The organism is Pseudosporangium ferrugineum (assembly GCF_003002065.1).
Classification (GTDB): Bacteria; Actinomycetota; Actinomycetes; order Mycobacteriales; family Micromonosporaceae; genus Actinoplanes; species Actinoplanes ferrugineus_A.
On the sequence record NZ_PVZG01000002.1, the window covers coordinates 429942 to 447058 of the forward strand.

General features: G+C 75.8%; 13 protein-coding genes. 7 read left to right on the top strand and 6 right to left on the bottom strand.

Translation table 11 applies throughout. The features are described 5' to 3' along the window. Positions 1 to 22 precede the first annotated feature (22 nt). Positions 23 to 1006, top strand: coding sequence for a hypothetical protein (locus CLV70_RS06115; protein ID WP_245908052.1), 984 nt, complete (start codon positions 23 to 25; stop codon positions 1004 to 1006). Here CLV70_RS06115 and CLV70_RS06120 read toward each other — a convergent pair. Next, positions 934 to 1539 carry a thiamine pyrophosphate-binding protein gene (locus CLV70_RS06120; RefSeq protein WP_245908053.1) on the bottom strand — a complete coding sequence of 202 codons (606 nt, stop codon included), beginning with the start codon at positions 1537 to 1539 and terminating at the stop codon, positions 934 to 936. The two genes, CLV70_RS06115 and CLV70_RS06120, sit on opposite strands and share 73 nt — an antisense overlap. A 102-nt stretch (positions 1540 to 1641) precedes the next feature. On the opposite strand from CLV70_RS06120, the gene CLV70_RS06125 reads away from it, so the two are divergent. Together CLV70_RS06125 and CLV70_RS06130 are read left to right on the top strand one after the other, a co-directional pair. Continuing rightward, a complete protein-coding gene (locus tag CLV70_RS06125) occupies positions 1642 to 3972 on the top strand; it encodes a molybdopterin oxidoreductase family protein (RefSeq protein ID WP_106125619.1) in 2331 nt (776 codons plus the stop codon). Between the two features lie 2 nt (positions 3973 to 3974). After that, complete coding sequence (locus CLV70_RS06130) at positions 3975 to 4433, top strand: hypothetical protein (RefSeq protein WP_106125365.1); 459 nt, start codon at positions 3975 to 3977, stop codon at positions 4431 to 4433. On the opposite strand, the gene CLV70_RS06135 is transcribed toward CLV70_RS06130, so the two are convergent. Both CLV70_RS06135 and CLV70_RS06140 read right to left on the bottom strand, forming a co-directional pair. Next, positions 4434 to 8441: a hypothetical protein gene (locus CLV70_RS06135; protein ID WP_106125366.1), complete on the bottom strand. Its 4008-nt coding sequence runs from the start codon at positions 8439 to 8441 to the stop codon at positions 4434 to 4436. Then, complete coding sequence (locus CLV70_RS06140) at positions 8432 to 9517, bottom strand: metallophosphoesterase family protein (protein WP_106125367.1); 1086 nt, start codon at positions 9515 to 9517, stop codon at positions 8432 to 8434. The genes CLV70_RS06135 and CLV70_RS06140 overlap by 10 nt, the downstream gene beginning before the upstream one ends. 93 nt (positions 9518 to 9610) lie before the next feature. Between CLV70_RS06140 and CLV70_RS06145 the strand changes: the two genes are divergently transcribed. From CLV70_RS06145 to CLV70_RS06155, 3 genes are read left to right on the top strand one after another with little or no spacing between them, the layout of a single operon-like run. Continuing rightward, on the top strand, positions 9611 to 10861 hold the full coding sequence (locus tag CLV70_RS06145) for an MFS transporter (protein WP_245908054.1): 1251 nt from the start codon (positions 9611 to 9613) through the stop codon (positions 10859 to 10861). Next, positions 10858 to 11901, top strand: a complete 1044-nt coding sequence (locus tag CLV70_RS06150) for a TolB-like translocation protein (RefSeq protein WP_106125368.1) — start codon at positions 10858 to 10860, stop codon at positions 11899 to 11901. Before CLV70_RS06145 ends, CLV70_RS06150 begins: the two co-directional genes overlap by 4 nt. A 37-nt stretch (positions 11902 to 11938) precedes the next feature. Further along, positions 11939 to 12529, top strand: a complete 591-nt coding sequence (locus tag CLV70_RS06155) for a DUF4232 domain-containing protein (RefSeq protein WP_158277719.1) — start codon at positions 11939 to 11941, stop codon at positions 12527 to 12529. Here CLV70_RS06155 and CLV70_RS06160 read toward each other — a convergent pair. Next, positions 12498 to 13607, bottom strand: coding sequence for an FAD-dependent oxidoreductase (locus CLV70_RS06160; protein WP_106125370.1), 1110 nt, complete (start codon positions 13605 to 13607; stop codon positions 12498 to 12500). The two genes, CLV70_RS06155 and CLV70_RS06160, sit on opposite strands and share 32 nt — an antisense overlap. A gap of 29 nt (positions 13608 to 13636) precedes the next feature. Here CLV70_RS06160 and CLV70_RS06165 point away from each other — a divergent pair, with 29 nt between their 5' ends. After that, positions 13637 to 14374 carry a TetR/AcrR family transcriptional regulator gene (locus CLV70_RS06165; protein ID WP_245908055.1) on the top strand — a complete coding sequence of 246 codons (738 nt, stop codon included), beginning with the start codon at positions 13637 to 13639 and terminating at the stop codon, positions 14372 to 14374. Here CLV70_RS06165 and CLV70_RS06170 read toward each other — a convergent pair. Further along, positions 14364 to 15860, bottom strand: coding sequence for a hypothetical protein (locus tag CLV70_RS06170; RefSeq protein ID WP_106125372.1), 1497 nt, complete (start codon positions 15858 to 15860; stop codon positions 14364 to 14366). The two genes, CLV70_RS06165 and CLV70_RS06170, sit on opposite strands and share 11 nt — an antisense overlap. Positions 15861 to 15911: 51 nt before the next feature. Further along, positions 15912 to 17117 carry an amidohydrolase family protein gene (locus CLV70_RS06175; RefSeq protein ID WP_245908056.1) on the bottom strand — a complete coding sequence of 402 codons (1206 nt, stop codon included), beginning with the start codon at positions 17115 to 17117 and terminating at the stop codon, positions 15912 to 15914.

Genomic DNA, 17117 nt, shown 5'->3' on the forward strand with positions numbered 1-17117 from the left:
TACCGGAGATACGCTGGCGACCATGACGACGACGGGCCGGGAGGTGGCCGAGTGGGCCGCGCCGGTGGGGGAGGGCGCACCCGCCCCCGCCGCCGGCCGCTCCGGCTTCGTGTCCGGCGCGGCGGTCGGCCTGGCCCTGCTCGCCGGCTTCGGCCTCGGCCGCGTCACGGGCACCGGTGGGGCGCAGCCGGCCCCGGCGCCGAGCGCGGGCTACGTGCAGTACATGGCGGGTTCACCCGCGCCGGGCGGCGCCACGGCGGCGCACGTGCACGCCGGCAGCGGCGCGGCGGCCGTCACCGGTCCGGCGGTCGGCGGGTTCGCCCGTACCGCCTCCGGCCTCACCCTGGCGCCGCGGGCCACCACGTTCGCGGCCGGGCGGCGGCAGGCCTTCGCGTTCCGGATCACCGCGGCGGGCGGGGCGCCGGTCACGACGTACACGCCGGTGCACGACAAGCTTCTGCACCTGGCCGTGATCCGGCGCGACCTGACCGGCTACCGGCACGTGCACCCGGTCATGGCCCCCGACGGCACCTGGAGCATCGACCTCACGCTGGCCGGGCCGGGCAGCTACCGGGCGGTCGCCGACTTCACCGCGATCCTCGGCGGTCAGCAGATCGCCGCCGTGCTGGGCACCGACCTGACCGTGCCGGGCGCCTACCGGCCGGTCGCCCTCCCGGCCCCGGCGACCACGGCGACGGTCGACGGCTTCACGGCCCGGTTCACCGGTACGCCGCGGACGGACACGACCCAGCCGCTGCTGATGAGCGTCACCGGGCCGGACGGGAAGCCGGCCGCGCTGGAGCCCTACCTCGGCGCGTACGGCCACCTCGTCGTCTTCCGCGAGGGCGACCTCGGCTACGTCCACGTGCACCCGGAACCGCAGCCGGTCGCCGGCGCGGTGAAGTTCTGGCTCGCCGCGCCGGGACCGGGCCGCTACCGCATGTTCTTCGACTTCCAGGTGGCCGGCCGGGTCCGCACCGCCGCCTTCACCGCGGCGGTGGCATAGGCCCGTCGTCGTAGCCCTCGCCGGCGCGCTCCCGCCGCAGGTACGCCTCCGCGCGCCGGGCGACGGCGGTGTCCTCGGCGGCAAGACCTTCGTACATCGGCCGGATCTTCTCCGTGGGCTGCCCCGGCGGCAGCCCGGACGTCGTCGTCGTGCGGCAGGACGTGGGCCGGGCGCAGGCCCGGGCTGGTCACCAGGACGCCGTGCTCCTTCGCGGCCGGGTCCGGCGGGGCGGCGCTCTGCACGTCGTGCGGCAGGACGACGCAGGTGGGGCCGCGGGTCGCCAGCGCGGTGCGGAACGCCTTGTCGATGAGCATCGGCACCTGCTCGCTCGTGTGGGCCGCCTGTACGAACTGGGCGCAGACGTCGCCGAAGAGCCGGACCAGGTCGATCTCCTGCTGGTACGCGCTGCCCAGCACGGTCGAGGTCTGCTGGCCGACGATCGCCACGACCGGCTGGGAGTCGAGCTTGGCGTCGTAGAGGCCGTCAGGCGCTCCACCAGGACGTCGGACACCGTTCGCTTCGCCATGCCGCACCACCTCCGGGTGCCGGCGTACCCGCGGGTGGCGTGTTCAGTCCTGCACGCCGCCGCCGGCCGTGGTGGACTGGGCCCGGGACCCGATCGTGAGGAGGGCGTCGTGGTGGACCGCATCGCCGACCCGTGGGGGCCGCGCACACCGTACGGGCCGGGGGAGCCCTGGCCGGAGCGCGTCGACCTGTTCCTCGGCGGCGGCCTCGCCGAGGACGACGTGGACGGGTGGTACCAGTCCGCCTCGATCCTGCACTCCAACGGCGACGCGATGGACATCGCCGTGAAGGACGGGCGCATCGCCGGGGTGCGCGGCCGCGCCGCCGACCGGATCAACCGCGGCCGCCTCGACCCCAAGGACCTGTACGGCTGGCAGGCGAACAACAGCCCCGACCGGCTCACCCGCCCGCTGGTCCGCGAGGGCGGCCGGCTGGTGGAGAGCGACTGGGACACCGCGATGGGCCGGATCACCGCCCGCTCGCGGGAGCTGCTCGACGGGCCGGGCGGCTGGGGGCACTTCGGCTTCTACACCAGCGGCCAGCTGTTCCTGGAGGAGTACTACACCCTCGGCGTGATCGGCAAGGCCGGTATCGGCACCCCGCACATGGACGGCAACACCCGGCTCTGCACGGCGACGGCCGCCGCGTCGATGAAGGCGAGCTTCGGCACCGACGGGCAGCCGGGCTCGTACACCGACGTGGACCACTGCGACGCGATCGCCCTGTGGGGACACAACGTCGCCGAGACCCAGACCGTCCTGTGGATGCGCATGCTCGACCGCCGGCGGGGGCCGAACCCGCCCGCGATGCTGGCCGTCGACCCGCGGCTGACGCCGGTGGCGCGCGAGGCCGACCTGCATCTGGCGGTGCGCGCCGGCACCAACCTGGCCCTGCTCAACGGGCTGCTGCGCGAGATCGTCCGGCGCGGCTGGTACGACGAGCGGTACGTCGCCGCGCACACGATCGGCTTCGACGAGCTCTGCCGGGTCACCGACGGCTACCCGCCCGCGCGGGTGGCGGAGATCTGCGACGTCCCCGCCGCCGACGTGGAACGCGCGGCCGAGCTGGTGGGCACCTCCGGGCGGCTGCTGTCGACCGTGCTCCAGGGCTTCTACCAGTCCAATCAGGCCACCGCCGCGGCCTGCGCCGTCAACAACCTGCACCTGCTGCGGGGCATGATCGGCCGGCCCGGCGCGGGCATCTACCAGATGAACGGCCAGCCGACGGCCCAGAACGCCCGCGAGTGCGGCGCCGACGGCGACCTGCCCGGGCTGCGCAACTGGGACAACGAGCGGCACATCCGGCAGCTCGCCGAGCTGTGGAACGTCGAGCCGGACACGATCCCGCACTGGGCGCCGCCGACGCACGCCATGCAGATCTTCCGCTACGCCGAGCAGGGCTCGATCAAGCTGCTGTGGATCAGCGCCACCAACCCGGCGGTGTCCCTGCCGGAGCTGGCCCGGATCCGCCGCATCCTGGCGGCGCCGGAGCTGTTCGTCGTCGTGCAGGACCTGTTCCTCACCGAGACGGCGGAACTCGCCGACGTGGTGCTGCCCGCCGCCACCTGGGGCGAGAAGCGGGGGACGTTCACCAGCGTCGACCGTACGGTCCACCTCAGCGAGAAGGCCGTGGAGCCGCCCGGCGAGGCGCGGCCCGACCTCGACATCTTCCTCGACTACGCCCGGCGGATGGACTTCCGCGACCGCGACGGCAACCCGCTGATCACGTGGCGGACCCCCGAGGACGTGTTCGAGGCGTGGAAGGAGTGCTCGCGCGGGCGGCCGTGCGACTACACCGGCATCACGTACGACAGGCTGCGCGGCGGCAGCGGCATCCAGTGGCCGTGCGACGAGCGGCGTCCGGAGGGCACCGAGCGGCTCTACACCGACGGCGTCTTCTCCACCGACCCGGACTACTGCGAGACGTACGGCCACGACCTCGCCACCGGCGCCGAGTTCACCGAGCGGGAGTACCGGGCGCGGGAGCCCGGCGGGCGCGCGTTCCTGCACGCCGCCGCGTACCAGCCGTCCGCCGAGGTCACCAGCGACGAATATCCGCTGCTGCTGACCACGGGACGCACGGTGTACCAGTTCCACACGCGTACGAAGACGGGCCGGGCGCCGCAGCTCAACGACGCCGCCCCGGACGCCTGGATCGAACTGCACGCGGACGACGCGGCCCGGTACGGCATCGCGGACGGCGACCTCGTCGGCGTCGCCTCGCCGCGCGGCGCGATCGAGGTGACGGCCCGCATCGGCCGGGTGCGGCCCGGCGTGGTGTTCGTGCCGTTCCACTACGGCTACTTCGACGTCGACCCGGCCGGGCGGACCCCGCGGGCGGCCAACGAGCTGACCGTCACCGCCTGGGACCCGGTCTCCAAGCAACCCCTGTTCAAGACCGCCGCCGTCCGCGTGGCCCGGCTGTCCCGCAACGGAGACTGACGATGCACCTCGCCCACTACCTCGGCCTGCTGCACCGCGCGCAGTCCACCCTGGCCGGCGCCTTCCGCGAGGTCGCCGGGGCGCACGCGGCCGAGCCCGACGTCTTTCACCTGTGCCACCGGCAGGCCCAGGTCTGCGACACCCACGCGGAACTGCTCGAACCCTTCGCCCGGCGGTACGCCGAGGAGGCGCCCGACGAGCCGGACCGGCTGCACTCCGAGCTGTTCGGCGGCACCCGTACCGGGGGAATCGGCCTGCTGCGCGACCTGCAGGACCTCTACCTGATGGCCGCGGAGTGCGACATCTGCTGGACCGTGGTCGGCCAGGCCGCCCGCGGCGCCCGCGACCGGGAGCTCCAGCGGGTCGTCGGGCGCTGCGAGGGCGAGACGGCGGTGCAGCTCACGTGGCTGCGTACCCGGATCAAGCAGGCGGCGCCCCAGGCGCTGGTGGTCGCCGGCTGATCAGTCGAGCACGTGCTTGCCGGGGTAGCCGAGCACCGGTCCCTCGCCGAACGAGGTCAGCGTCCGCAGGCCCCAGCAGGACACCGCGCCCGAGGTCGTCGCCGCGCAGCTCGCCGTGCCGTTGGTGGCGAACGACGCCGCCGGCAGGATGCCGTTGTTGTCGTAGACCACCTGCGCCACCGGTTCCGCCTCGCGCAGCAGGCCGTTGCCGACCTGCCCGCTCGACCCGGCGCCGAAGCACCAGCCCTGCGCGTTGGGGCTCTTGACGCAGGTGACGTCGCCCCACGCCACGGCCCGGGAGGCCGACATCTGCGGCACCGCGGTCGGCACGGCGCGGTCCGTACGGTCGCCGAGGCCCAGCTGGCCGGCGTTGTTGGCGCCGAAGCACCACAGGGCCCGGCTCGGCAGCAGCGCGACCGCGCACGTGTGCGCCCGGCCACCGGCCAGGTTGATCACGCCGGCCAGATCCGGGATCTTGCGGGCGCGCGGGCTGGTGCCGGCCACCCCGAGCTGGTTGTCGCCGTTCTCGCCGAAGCACCAGACGGCACCGGAGGCCGGATTGCTGGTCGCGTAGTTCTCCGCGGTGCACGCGTGCCGGTAGCCGACGGCGATCTGGGACAGGCCGCCCAGCGGCGTGCCGTCGTCGCCGAGCACCTGGGCCGGCGCCGGGTGCGGGTCCGCGCCGGTCAGGTCCGCGCCGAGCAGGTCCGAGCGGCCGAAGCACCACAGCGTGCCGTTGCCGCGGCGTGCGCAGGTCACCTTGTCGCCGACCGCGATCTCGCTGGCACCGGCGATCGCCACCTTGGACACGCCCACGGACTCCGCGGCCGGCTGACCGGCCTGGCCCGCGTCGTTGGCGCCCCAGCAGTACAGCTCGTTGGTGGTGGTCGCGGCGCAGGCGGTCGCGGCGCCGACGGCCACCGTCCGGGGCACGACGCCCGCGGGCAGCTCCACCTGCACCGGGCCCGGCCTGGGCACGCCCGGCTGCCCGCCGGCGGCGCCGAGGCGGTTGCGGCCCCAGCACCACACGGCGTTGTCGCGGACGACGCAGCTCGCGTCCGTACCCATGGCGATCTTCGTGGTGCCGGCGAGGCCGACGATCGGGGCGCTGGGCTGCGACATCCGGCCGTCGTCGCCGGTGCCGTGCTGGCCGGCGCCGTCGTCGCCGAAGCACCACAGCGAGCCGTCGCGGGTCAGGGCGCAGGTCGTGGCTCCGGCCCCGGCGGCGACCGCGGTGGCGTCGTCGAGATTCAGCACCGCGACCGGTTCCGTACGGTCCACGCCCGCGCCGTCCCCGAGCTGGCCCGCGCCGCCCGCGCCGAAGCAGCGGGCCTCGCCGGACAGCAGGCTCACGCAGGTGTAGCGGTGCCCCGCGCTGACCCCGGTGGCCGCGGGCACGTCCACGGTCCCCGGGCCGGTGCCGGCGTGCCCGAGCTGACCGGCGTCGCCGGCGCCGAAGCAGGACACCGCGGCGCCGAGCAGGACGCAGGTGTGGTCGGTGCCGGCGGAGACCGCGGTGACGCCGGTGAGGCCGTCGACCCGGGCCGGCGCCCGCTCCGCCGAGGGCGAGCCGGAGCGCTGGCCGGCGTCGTCGGCGCCCCAGCAGGCGACCGTGGCGTCGGCGAGCAGGGCGCACGCGTGGTGACCGCCGACGGCGACGTCGGTGGCGGCGGCGGGCAGCGTCACCCGGACCGGCACGCCGCCGGTCGGGGCGCCGCCGAGCTGGCCGTCGGTGCCGTCGCCGAGGCACCACACCTCGCCGGCGGTGACGGCGCAGGTGGTCGCGCCGCCCGCGCCGACGGCGGTGACGCCGGCCAGGCCGCCGACCCGCTCCGCGCGGGCGGTGCTGCCCGGGTCGCCGAGGACCGCGCCCCAGCACCACAGGTCGCCGGTGCCGTCGACGGCGCAGGCGTGCCGGGAGCCCGCGGCCACCCGGGTGACGCCGGCCGGGCCGGCCACGACGACGGGACCGCTCGCCGCGGCGACGGTCGAGCCGTCACCGAGCTGGCGGCTGTCGTTGCCGCCCCAGCAGCGGGCGGTGCCGTCGATGTGCACGCCGCAGGCGAACGCGCCGCCGACGGCGATCGCGCGCCACGGGGCCCGCGGCACCACCACGGCGATGGGCGACAGGGGGGACGTCGTGCCGTCGGCGTACACGGACTGCACCTGGAAGCGGTACGGCGTCCCGTCGGTCAGCTCGCGGGCGGTCAGCTCCGGGCGTACGGTCGTGGCGATCTCCACCCCGTCGCGCAGCACCCGCCAGCTCGCGGCGACCTTGCCCGGCGCCGGCGTGAAGTGCAGCAGGGCCTCCTCGTGCCGCTCCTCGGCGGTGACCGCGGGAGCCTGCACGGGCGGCGCGGCCGGGGTCGCGGTGACGGCGCCCGAGGGTCCGGACTCGTTGCCCCGCGAGTCGAGCGCGGTGACCGTGTAGCGGTAGGTGGTGCCGTTGTCGAGGGCGCCGTCGCGGACCGGCGGGCCGTCCACCTCGGTGAACCGGGTCCCGTCGCGGAACACGCGGTAGCGGGCCGGCGCCTGCGCGGGCACCGTCCAGGTCAGCGTGACCTCGGTGTTGCCGGCGACCGCCTGCAGGCCGGTCGGGGCGGACGGGGGGACGACCCGCGGCGTCGCGGTCGCCTCGGCGGACGGCGGCGACTGCCGGCCGTCGGCGCCGACGGCGATGAGGGCGTACCGGTAGGTGATGCCGTTCGCGGCCGACGTGTCGACGAAGCCGGTCCGGGTCAGCAGGCCGCCGAGGACGACCCCGTCGCGCCGCAGCAGCCACCGGCCGGTGCCGCCGGCGGGCCACGTCAGGGTCACCTTGTCGTCGCCCGCGGCGGCGGTCGGGGCGGCCGGCGGCAGCGGATCCGGGGAGGGGACCGCGGCCACCGCGACGCTGCCCGGCCCGGCGACCTGATTGGCGTTGTACGGCCGCAGGCTGTACGCGTACCGGGTGCCGTTGACCAGCCCCGAGTCCACGTACGTCACCGCGGCACCGGGCACGTCGGCGATCTTGAGGCCGTCGCGGAACAGCTCGTAGGCGGCCACCGGGTTCACCGGCGCCGGCCAGGACAGCTCCACCGCGCCGTCGCCGGCGCGCGCGCTCACCGGCCCGGGAACGGACGGCACGGCGTAGGGCGTGGCGGCCTTGGCCGGGGAGAAGGCGGACACCTGCCCGGAGACGACGACCTTCACCTGGTAGCGGTACGCGGCGGCGTTCGGCAGGCCGGCGTCGGTGTACGCGGTCGCCGGCGCCTCGACGGTCTTGATCTGCTTCGCGTTGCGGAAGAGCAGGTAGCGCTGGGCGCCGGCGACCGGAAGCCAGGTCAGGGCGACCCGCGCGTCGCTCGCCACGGCGGTGAGGCCGAAGGCGCTGCGCTGCTCGGCGGCGGTGGGCACGGCGGTGAGGCGAGCCGGCACGGAGGCGGTGCCGTTGCGGTTGACGGCCTCGACGTTGAGCGCGTACGAGCGGTCGTTGGTGAGCCCGGTGACCACCAGCAGCCCGTCGGCGGCCGGTACGGCGGCCTTGCGGGAACCGTTGACCACCGCCCGTACGGTCGCGGCCAGCGTGTTCGCCGGCCGGTTCCACGTGACGGTGACCTGGCGGTTCTGGTGGCGGATCGCGACCCCGGTCAGCCCCGGCGGTGCCGCCAGCGGCGTGACGGTGCGGACGGCGCTGTTCTTCGACCGGCGCCCCTTCGCGTCGACGCTGCGCAGGACGTACTTGTACGTGAGGCCGTTGCGCACCACGGCCGAGGACCAGCGGGTGCCGCGGACCTTCTGCGCGACGACGACGCCGTTGCGCAGGACGTCGACGCCGGTCGAGCCGCGGGCCGCCGTCCAGGACAGGCTGACCTTGCCGTTGCCGGCGACGGCCTTGAACGCCGACGGCGGCGCGACGCGGGTGGCCGCCGCGGCCGTGGTCGCGCCCACGACCCCGAGCCCCAGGGCGACGAGGAGGACGGCGAGCAGGGACAGCGGGCGCCGGAGCGCGTACGTGATCAGTGACATGTGCCCACACCGGCGTCGGAGTAGCTGATCGGGGCGGGGGCGGCCTGGCTGAAGCTCCACTCGTACCGGCCGTCGCCGAGGCGCAGGAACAGCATGCCGAAGAGCGCGATCGCGCTGCCGGCGTAGCTGGTCTCGACCGAACCCGCGAGGTCGGGACGCTGGGCGTCGGTGGCCACCGAGTAGTTGTTGGCGCCGCCGGTGCCGACGATGAACGTGCGCATGCCCTCCGCCTCGGGGACCACGACCGGCGGGGCCATCGTGGTGGAGCTGGTGGCGGTGGCCCGCCCCAGCGGCGCGAACCGCTGGTAGTTGTGGTCGTGGCTGGTGAGGATCACGTCGGCGCCCGCGTCGAGCAGGGTGTTCCAGACCGGGGTCATGGGCGCGTACGCGCCGTGCGCGCCGGCCGACCACAGCGGGTGGTGCCAGTACGCGAGCGTGCACGAGGCCGGATTCGCGGCGAGGTCGGCCTTCAGCCACCGCAGCAGCGCGCTGTTGTCGTCGCAGGGCGTCCCGGGGCTGCACAGGACCGAGTTGATGGCGATCAGGTGCCACTTGCCGACGTTGTAGCTGTACGTCCCCGGCACCTGGTACGAGTTCTTCTCCTGCGCCACGACCCCGAAGTAGTCGTAGTAGCCCGCGCCGTTCGCCGTCTTGTACTCGTGGTTGCCCGGCACCGGCCTGGTGATCGCCTTGTAGCCGCCGAAGAACTGGTCGTACACGTTGGCGAACTCGTCGTGCGTGCCGTTCTCGTACTGCAGGTCGCCCAGCGGCAGGAACGCGGCCAGGCGCTGCCCGGCGAGCAGGTCCGCGACGTTGTTCTCCTTGCAGCCGGCCGTGCTGCCCTCGCCGCCGCGGTACACGGGGTTCGTCGGCGCGCACGCGATGTCCCCGACGGCGGCGATGAGCTCGCCCTCGCCGTCGGCGAGCTGCTGCGGCGCGGCCGTACGGGCGGGACGGCCGGCGCCGGCCATGCCACCGGCCGCGGCGAAGGCGCCGGCCGGGAGCAGCACGACGACCAGCAGCCCGAGCAGGAAGCTCGTGCGGCCGCGGGGACGGGAGACGGGTCCGGACTTCACCGGACCACAGTGCCGGTCCCGGGGCGCCCGGCGCGGTGCCCCACGGTTGCGAACCGGGAGTTCCGGCCGTTCCGGCGCCGCCGAGCTGCGACAGTGGGCAGAGTGTACGTGTCGCTGCGGGACCGGCCCGCCGGAGACGCCGGTGACACCCCCGGCCCCGGCGCCGTCCGCCGCCGGGTCGCCTCGACCGTGGTGCTGCTCGGCCTCGTCAGCATGTTCACCGACGTCTCCTCGGAGATGGTCGCCGCCGTCCTCCCGCTGTACCTGACCGCCGAGCTGGGCCTCGGCTACGTGGCGTACGGCTTCCTCGACGGCGCCTACCAGGGCGTCAGCGCGCTGGTACGGATGCTCGGCGGCTACGCCAGCGACCGCACCGGCGCCGCCAAGTGGATCGCAGTCCTCGGGTACGGCGTCTCGGCGGTGAGCCGGCTGGCGATGCTCCCCGCACACGCCTTCCTCGCGATCACCGCCGTGGTGACCGCGGACCGGCTCGGCAAGGGCCTGCGCACCGCGCCCCGCGACGCCATGATCGCCGCCGCGTCCCGCCGGGAGGACCTGGGCCGCGCCTTCGGCGTGCACCGGGCGCTGGACACCGTCGGGGCGGCACTCGGGCCGCTGGTCGCGTTCGGCCTGCTCGCCGCGGTCCCGGGCGGCTACGACTCGGTCTTCGTGGTGTCCTTCGCGGTCGCGGCGATCGGCGTCGCCCTTCTCGTGCTGTTCGTGCCCGCCCGCCGGGCCCTGCCGGCGGCGCGGCTGCGCGCCCGCGGGATCCTGCGGGAACTGACCGGCCGCCGGCTGCGCCGCCCGGTCGTCGCCTGCGCCCTGCTCGGCGCCGTGACCGTCGGCGACGGCTTCCTCTACCTGTCGCTGCAACAGCGCACCGACCTCGACGCCACCTTCTTCCCGCTCCTGTACGTCGGCACGAACACCGTCTACCTGCTGCTGGCGGTGCCCCTGGGCCATCTCGCGGACCGCCTCGGCCGGGCCCGGGTGCTCGTCGGCGGGCACGTGGCGCTGCTCGCCGCGTACCTCGTCGCGGGCGGTCCGGTGCCCGGCGTGGCCGCGGTCGTCGCGACGCTGGTGCTGCTGGGTGGCTTCTACGCCGCCACGGACGGGGTCCTGCCCGCGCTGGTCAGCCCGCTGGTCGCCGACGAGGCCCGGGCCAGCGGGATCGCCGCCGCGCAGACGGCCGTGGTGGTGGCCCGCTTCGCGTCGTCGGTGGCCTTCGGCGCGCTGTGGGCGGTCAGCGGCCCCGGCACCGGGCTCGTCGTCTTCGCGGCGCTGCTCGGCGTCGTGCTGCCCGCCGCCGCCTGGCTGCTGCGGAGCGCGGAGGCCGGGAGATGACCGCCGACCCGGCCCGCAGCCGCCGGGTGCGCGCCTTCGTGTTCCTCGCGGTCATGCTGCTCGCCGTCGGCGGTTCGGTGGCGTACGTGGCCCGGGCGTACGGCGACCGCGTCCGCGCCTCGTCCGGGCCGGACCGGGCCGACACCGCGGCCGACCTGGCCGCCGTCACGGCGAGGCCGCACGTGGTGTTCCGCAGCACCGCCCCGGGACCGGCCGAGGGCCACGTCGCGGCGGTGCCGGTGGACGCGGCGGGCGGGCCCCGGGCCGTCACCCCGGCCGTCTGCGACCGCGTGTACGCGACCCGCGCGCACGCCGTCTGCCTCGCCGCCGAGGCCACCTTGAACGCCCGCACCTACCGGGTACGCGTGCTCGACCCCGGCTGGACCTCCGGCCACGACCTGTTCCGGACGCCGGGGCTGTCGAGCCGCACCCGCCTCTCGCCGAGCGGCGCCCTGGTCGCCACGACGGCGTTCGTCTACGGCGACTCGTACAACAGCCCCGGCAAGTTCTCCACCCGCACGACGATCACGCCGGTCGGCGACACCCGCGCCGGCACCGACCTCGAGAACTACACCCTGACCATCGACGGCCGGGTGACCCGCAACCCCGACCGCAACTTCTGGGGCGTCACCTTCGCCGACGACGAGACCTTCTACGCGACGGCCGCCACCGGCCGGCACACGTACCTCGTCCGCGGCAGCGTCCGGGCCCGCACCCTGACCGCCCTGCGCCGGGACGTGGAATGCCCCTCCCTCTCCCCGGACGGCACCCGCATCGCCTTCAAGAAGCACGGCACCCTCGCCGACGGCGAATGGCGCCTCGCCGTCTACGACCTCCGCACCACCCGAGAAACCCTCACCGCCGAAACCCGCAGCGTCGACGACCAGGCCGAATGGCTCGACGACACCCACCTCCTGTACGGCCTGCGCACCGGCCCGGTGAAGTCCGGCACCACCGACATCTGGACGGTCGACGCCTCGGGCGGCGGCACCCCCCGCATCTTCATCCCCCAGGGCTGGTCCCCCTCCGTCATCCGCTGACCCGCCGCGGGTTGCCGGGGGCGGGCAGAATGTGCCGGTGATCGGACCCCGGGCCCCTCGACTCGCCGTGCCGCTCGCGCTCGGGGTGCTCCTGGCCGGCTGCGGCCCGCCGCCGGTCTCGGCCGGCACGCAGCCGCCCGCGCCCGTCTCCCCGGCGCCCGCGCCGTCGGCGCCGGCGGGCCGGGGGTGTCCGGAGGAGGGCGTGCGGGTCGAGGTGGGGCAGGGGGATGCCGCGTCGGGGCTGCGGGTGCTCGGGCTCTCGCTGGTGAACTGTGGGTCCCGGGCGTACCGGGTGAAGGGTTATCCGGGCCTGCGCGCGCTCGGCGCGGACCGCAACGCGCTCGGGGTGCGGGTCCTGCACGGGGCCGCGACGATCGCCGGGAGCGGTCTGCCGGGGGACGGGCCGCCCGGGCCGGTGGTGCTGGAGCCGAGGGAGCGGGCCGGCGCGACCCTGGCGTGGCGCAACACGTACGACGACCTCCGGGAGCCGCCGGTGACCGTGCGGTTCCTCGAGGTCGCTCCGGTGGCCGGCCGGCCCGTTCAGGTCGTCGAGCCGGAGCACGGGCTGGATCTGGGCAGCACCGGGCGGATCGCGGTCAGCGCGTGGAGTCCGCGGCCGGCCGGGTGAAGAAGCGGGTGATGTCCCCGGCGGCGGTGGGGGACAGCATCATCGCCTGGACGCGGGCGGACATCTCGGCGATCGGCCCGATCCTGGCGAACATCGCCTCCTCGTACGCCGGGATCGCAGTGCCGGGGTCGGCGGCCAGCCGCGCGGCGAGTTCGGCGGCGTCGAGCATGGCCTGGTTGGCGCCCTCGCCGACCGGCGGCATGAGGTGCGCGGCATCGCCGAGGAGGGTGAGGTCCGGGCGGCCGGCCCAGCGGGTGCCGGCGGGCATCGCCTGGATCGGGCGCGGCGCCGGCGGGGTGTCGGCGGCCTCGATGAGGGCCGTGAGGCGCGGGTCCCAGCCGGCGAACAGGTCCAGCAGGGCGTCCCTGCTGCGGTAGGTCCCGATCGGGGTGCCGTCCGGGCGCAGGGTGATGCCGACGCGCAGGCTGCCGTCGCCGGTGCGTTGCGCCGCCAGGACCCGGTTCACCCCGACGCACCACAGGTTGCCGGGGCCGACCAGCGCGGCCAGGCCGGGGTGGCGCCGGTCGGCGTCCCGGACGGTCAGCTCCACGAGGGTGGCCACGGGGATCAGGTCGGCCTCCATCAGCAGCGGCCGGACGGCCGAGCGGGCGCCGTCCGCGCCGACGAGGAGGTCGCAGTCGGCCCGGTGGCCGCCGTCGAACGTCAGCGCCCAGCCGCCGCCGGGCCGCGGGGCCGCCGCGGTGAGCCGGTGCCCCCAGGCGACCGTGCCGCCGGGGAGGGAGTCGAGCAGCAGGTCGCGCAGCACGGTCCGGTCGATCTCGGGCCGGCCGGCGAACGAGCCGGGTTCCGGCGTGTGGTGCACGAGGGTGCGGCCGGCCGGGTCGAGGATGCGATGCTCCTCGCCCCCGGGCCGGGCCCAGGAGCGGAACCCGTCGGTGAGGCCGGCCTCGGCCAGGGCCCGCTGGCCCGATTCCGGGTGCAGGTCGAGCATGCCGCCCTGCGGGCGCGCGGACCGGTGCGGCTCCCGCTCGTACACGACCGCCTCGATGCCGTGCCGGTGCAGGATCCTGGCCAGGGTCAGGCCGCCGAGCCCGCCGCCGGCGATCGCGATTCTCATTCCCGCTCCCTTACCGTACGATGTACCTCATGGATACACCGTACGGTAGCGAAGTCGTGCCCGTCTGGGAACGCCCCGAGCCCCGGCCGCGGGCGGCGCCGGTGCCGTTGAGCCGCGACCTGATCGCCACCGTGGCGATCCGGCTCGCCGACGAGCACGGCCTCGACGGCCTGTCGGTCCGCAAGCTCGCGAAGGAGCTCGGCGTCGGCCCGATGCGGCTCTACGACTACGTGCGCGGCCGGTCCGAGCTGCTGGACCTGATGGTCGACGTGGTGTACGCCCCGATCGCCGAGGCCGGCCGGCAGTCCGGCTGGCGCGAGACGGTGCTGGCCGTCGCGCAGGCCACCCGCGCGGCCGCCCTCGAGCACGAGTGGTTCGCCGACCTGCTCGGCGGGCGGCCCCACCTGGGGCCGCACGGGCTCGCGGTGGCCGAGGCGATGGCGGCGGCGCTGAGCCGGGCCCCCGCCGTGCGTGGCATCGACGATCTTCAGCGGGCCCTCGGCGCCCTCAACGCCTTCCTCGTCGGCGCCGTCCGCCGGGAGGTCACCGAGCGGCGCACCGTCCGCGCGACCGGCACCGACGAGGCCGCCTTCCAGACCGGGCTCGGCCCCTACCTGAGCCGCATGCTGGAGACCGGCCGCTATCCCACGGTCGCCCGGCTCGTCATCGAGGGCGCCCACCTCGACCCGGCGGAGAGCTTCGCCCACAACCTGACCACCGTGGTGGACGGCCTCGCCGGTGGGTCGACGCGGCGCGTCAGAAGATGATCGGCGGCCGGACCGGGGGTCGCACCGGCGGCGGCCGGACCGGAGGCCGGACCGGGGGACGCACCGGCGGCGGCCGGAAATACGGATCGCTGAAGCCCGGCGGGCGGTAGTACTCGGGCGGTGGCACGTAGGGTCGGATGGGCGGCAGCCGCAGGTCGGGGACCTTCGGCACCCCGCCGAGCCGCGGCGGCGCCGCCCTGCGGGCCGCCGCCTCCCGGGCCGCGCGCACCCGCGTCACCGACCGGTCGATCTCGATGCTGCCCGCTTGCAGGTTCGTCATCAGCAGACGCCGGAGCTCCACCTGCCGGTTCGCGTCCGCGGCATGCCGCGCCACCGGCTCGCCGACGTCGGTGCGGGCGACGATGTCCGTGGCCTCCCGGACGACCGCGGCGGGCAGGTTCCGCGCGCCGCTGAGCGCCCGGGCGAGCAGCCGGTCGTACGCCCGCGCCAGCCGGTCCTGGAGCGTCCGGTCGATCGCCTCGGCGAACGCCTGGACGAGCGGCTCGGTGATCGGCGCCGCCTCGAACAGCGGCTTGGCCACCTGCAACAGGCGCTCGCTGACCAGCTTCTCCAGCTGGAGGGTGACCTTCTTGCGGCCGTCCGCGACGAGGTCGACGCCGGGCTCGGGCAGCGCGGCGGCCGGCGTGCGACCGGCGGCCACCTCCGCGGGGCTCACCCGGTCGGGCAGGCCGGCGCGGGCGGTGCCGTCGACCCGGAGCTCGGCGGGCAGCGCGCCGGCGCGGGCCCGGCGGGCCGCCTCCGCGGCCAGGGTCCGTTCCAGCGCGGCGTTGCGGACCCCGTACTCGGTGCGGGCCTGGGCGGACCGCGCCTGGAGGCGGTCGAGCAGGTCGCTGATCGTCGTCTCGCGGGAGAGGGCATCGGCGTACGCCGGACCCAGCCCGGTCCGGATCTTGTCGAAGAGGCGGCCGGCCACCTCCCGGTTCAACGCCGTGTCGAGGTCGCGGCTGACCTCCGCGTACCCCTGCTGGGCCACCTTCAGGCGCAGCCGCAGGTCCGTCGCGGGCGTGCCGAGCTGCATCCCGAACAGGGTGAACGCGGCCAGCGTGGCCAGCCCGGCGGCGATCGGCCCGGTGTAGCGGGTGTACGCGTCCGCGCCGCGGTGCAGGGCCGCCGCGGCCCGCTCCCGCCGGGTGATCAGCAGGCAGGTCAGCACGTGCACCGCGAGCAGCAGGAGCAGCACCTCGGGCTCGGTCAGCTTGAGATGGTCGGCGAAGAACCCCGACACCGCCTCGAAGCGGCGCTGCCAGGCGAGGAGGGTGCCCGCGGAGAGGTCGTCGCCGGCCACCCGCACCACCGCGTCGAGCAGGCAGTACGCCGTGGTGGCGGCGCCGATCGGGATCAGGTACAGCACCCCGTACGCGGCCAGGTGGTAGCGCAGGCCCTCGGGCGGGACGCGGCGGGTGTACCGCCGGCACCACCGCACGAGGACCCACAGTGCGCCGGCCGCGAGCCAGTACGGGGTCATTCCTCCATGGAAGCCTCCACAGTGGTGGCCGTCCACCCCGTACGGGTGCTGCTATCCGACAGCGACCTCCCGGCCGCGGGCGAGGACCCACCGGACGGTGCGCAGCGCGGCCGGGTCGGCGAGCGGATCACCGTCCACCGCCACCAGATCGGCGTCGAAGCCCGCGGCGACGCGCCCCTTGCGCGACCCGAGCCCGCAGGCCGTGGCCGCGACGGAGGTGACCGCGCGCAGCGCCCCGGCCGGGCCCAGCAGCACGTCGGCGGCCAGGGCGACCGCGAACGGCAGCACGTCGTGCGGCTTGGTGTTCTCGATGCCCGCGTCCGTGCCCACGAGCATCCGTGCGCCGGCCGCGTGCAGGCCGCGGAAGTTCGCGACGATCCCCGGCGTGCGCGCCCGGACCGCGGCCGAGGGCGCCGCTCCGGGGACCGGCACGTTGCCGACGGTGATCCCCACGGCGACCCCGCTGCGCGCGATGCGGCCGAGGAGCTCGCCCGGCTCGTCGACGCCGTCGGCGCTCCAGAACGTCACGTGCTCCAGGCCGTCCACCCCGGCGTCCAGCGACTCCCGGATGGCCGCGGTGCCGTGGGCGTGCGCGACGACCGGCAGGCCGAGCCGGTGCGCCTCGTCCACCGCGGCCCGCAGCACGTCCGGCGGGAACTGGGACACCTCCTGGCGGGTGCCCGGGGTCAGCCGGCCGCCGCTGGCCATCACCTTGACGACGTCGGCGCCGCGTGCGGCGCGGTCGGCCACGGCGGCCCGTACCGCGTCCGGCGACGGCTCGACCCCACCGCCGAGGAAGTGGCAGTGCCCGGCCGGGGTGGTGACCGGCGGCCCGGCGGCGACGATCGTGGGCAGGTCGTCGCGGCCGCGCAGCCGCAGCGAGAGATGGCGCAGGTCGCCGAGATCCCGGACGGTGGTGATGCCGGCGCGCAGGGCGGTGCGGGCGGCCCCGGTCATGGCCGCGACGACGGCGTCGTCGTCGCCGTCCCGGGCGGCCAGGGCGGCGACCGGGTCGGCGCCCGCGTCGAGAGCGAGGTGCAGGTGGGTGTCGATCAGGCCCGGCAGCAGGGTCGCTCCCGGCAGCTCCACCACCCGCGCGTACGGCGGCGGGGCTGCGCCACTGTCGACGGCGGTGATGGTCGCACCGTCCACCATGACCAGCGGGTCGGGCCGGAGGGTGCCCGTGACGCCGTCGAAGAGGGCCGCGGCCCGGACCGCCAGCGGAGCGGGCCGCCCGGTCACCCGTGAAGTGATCAC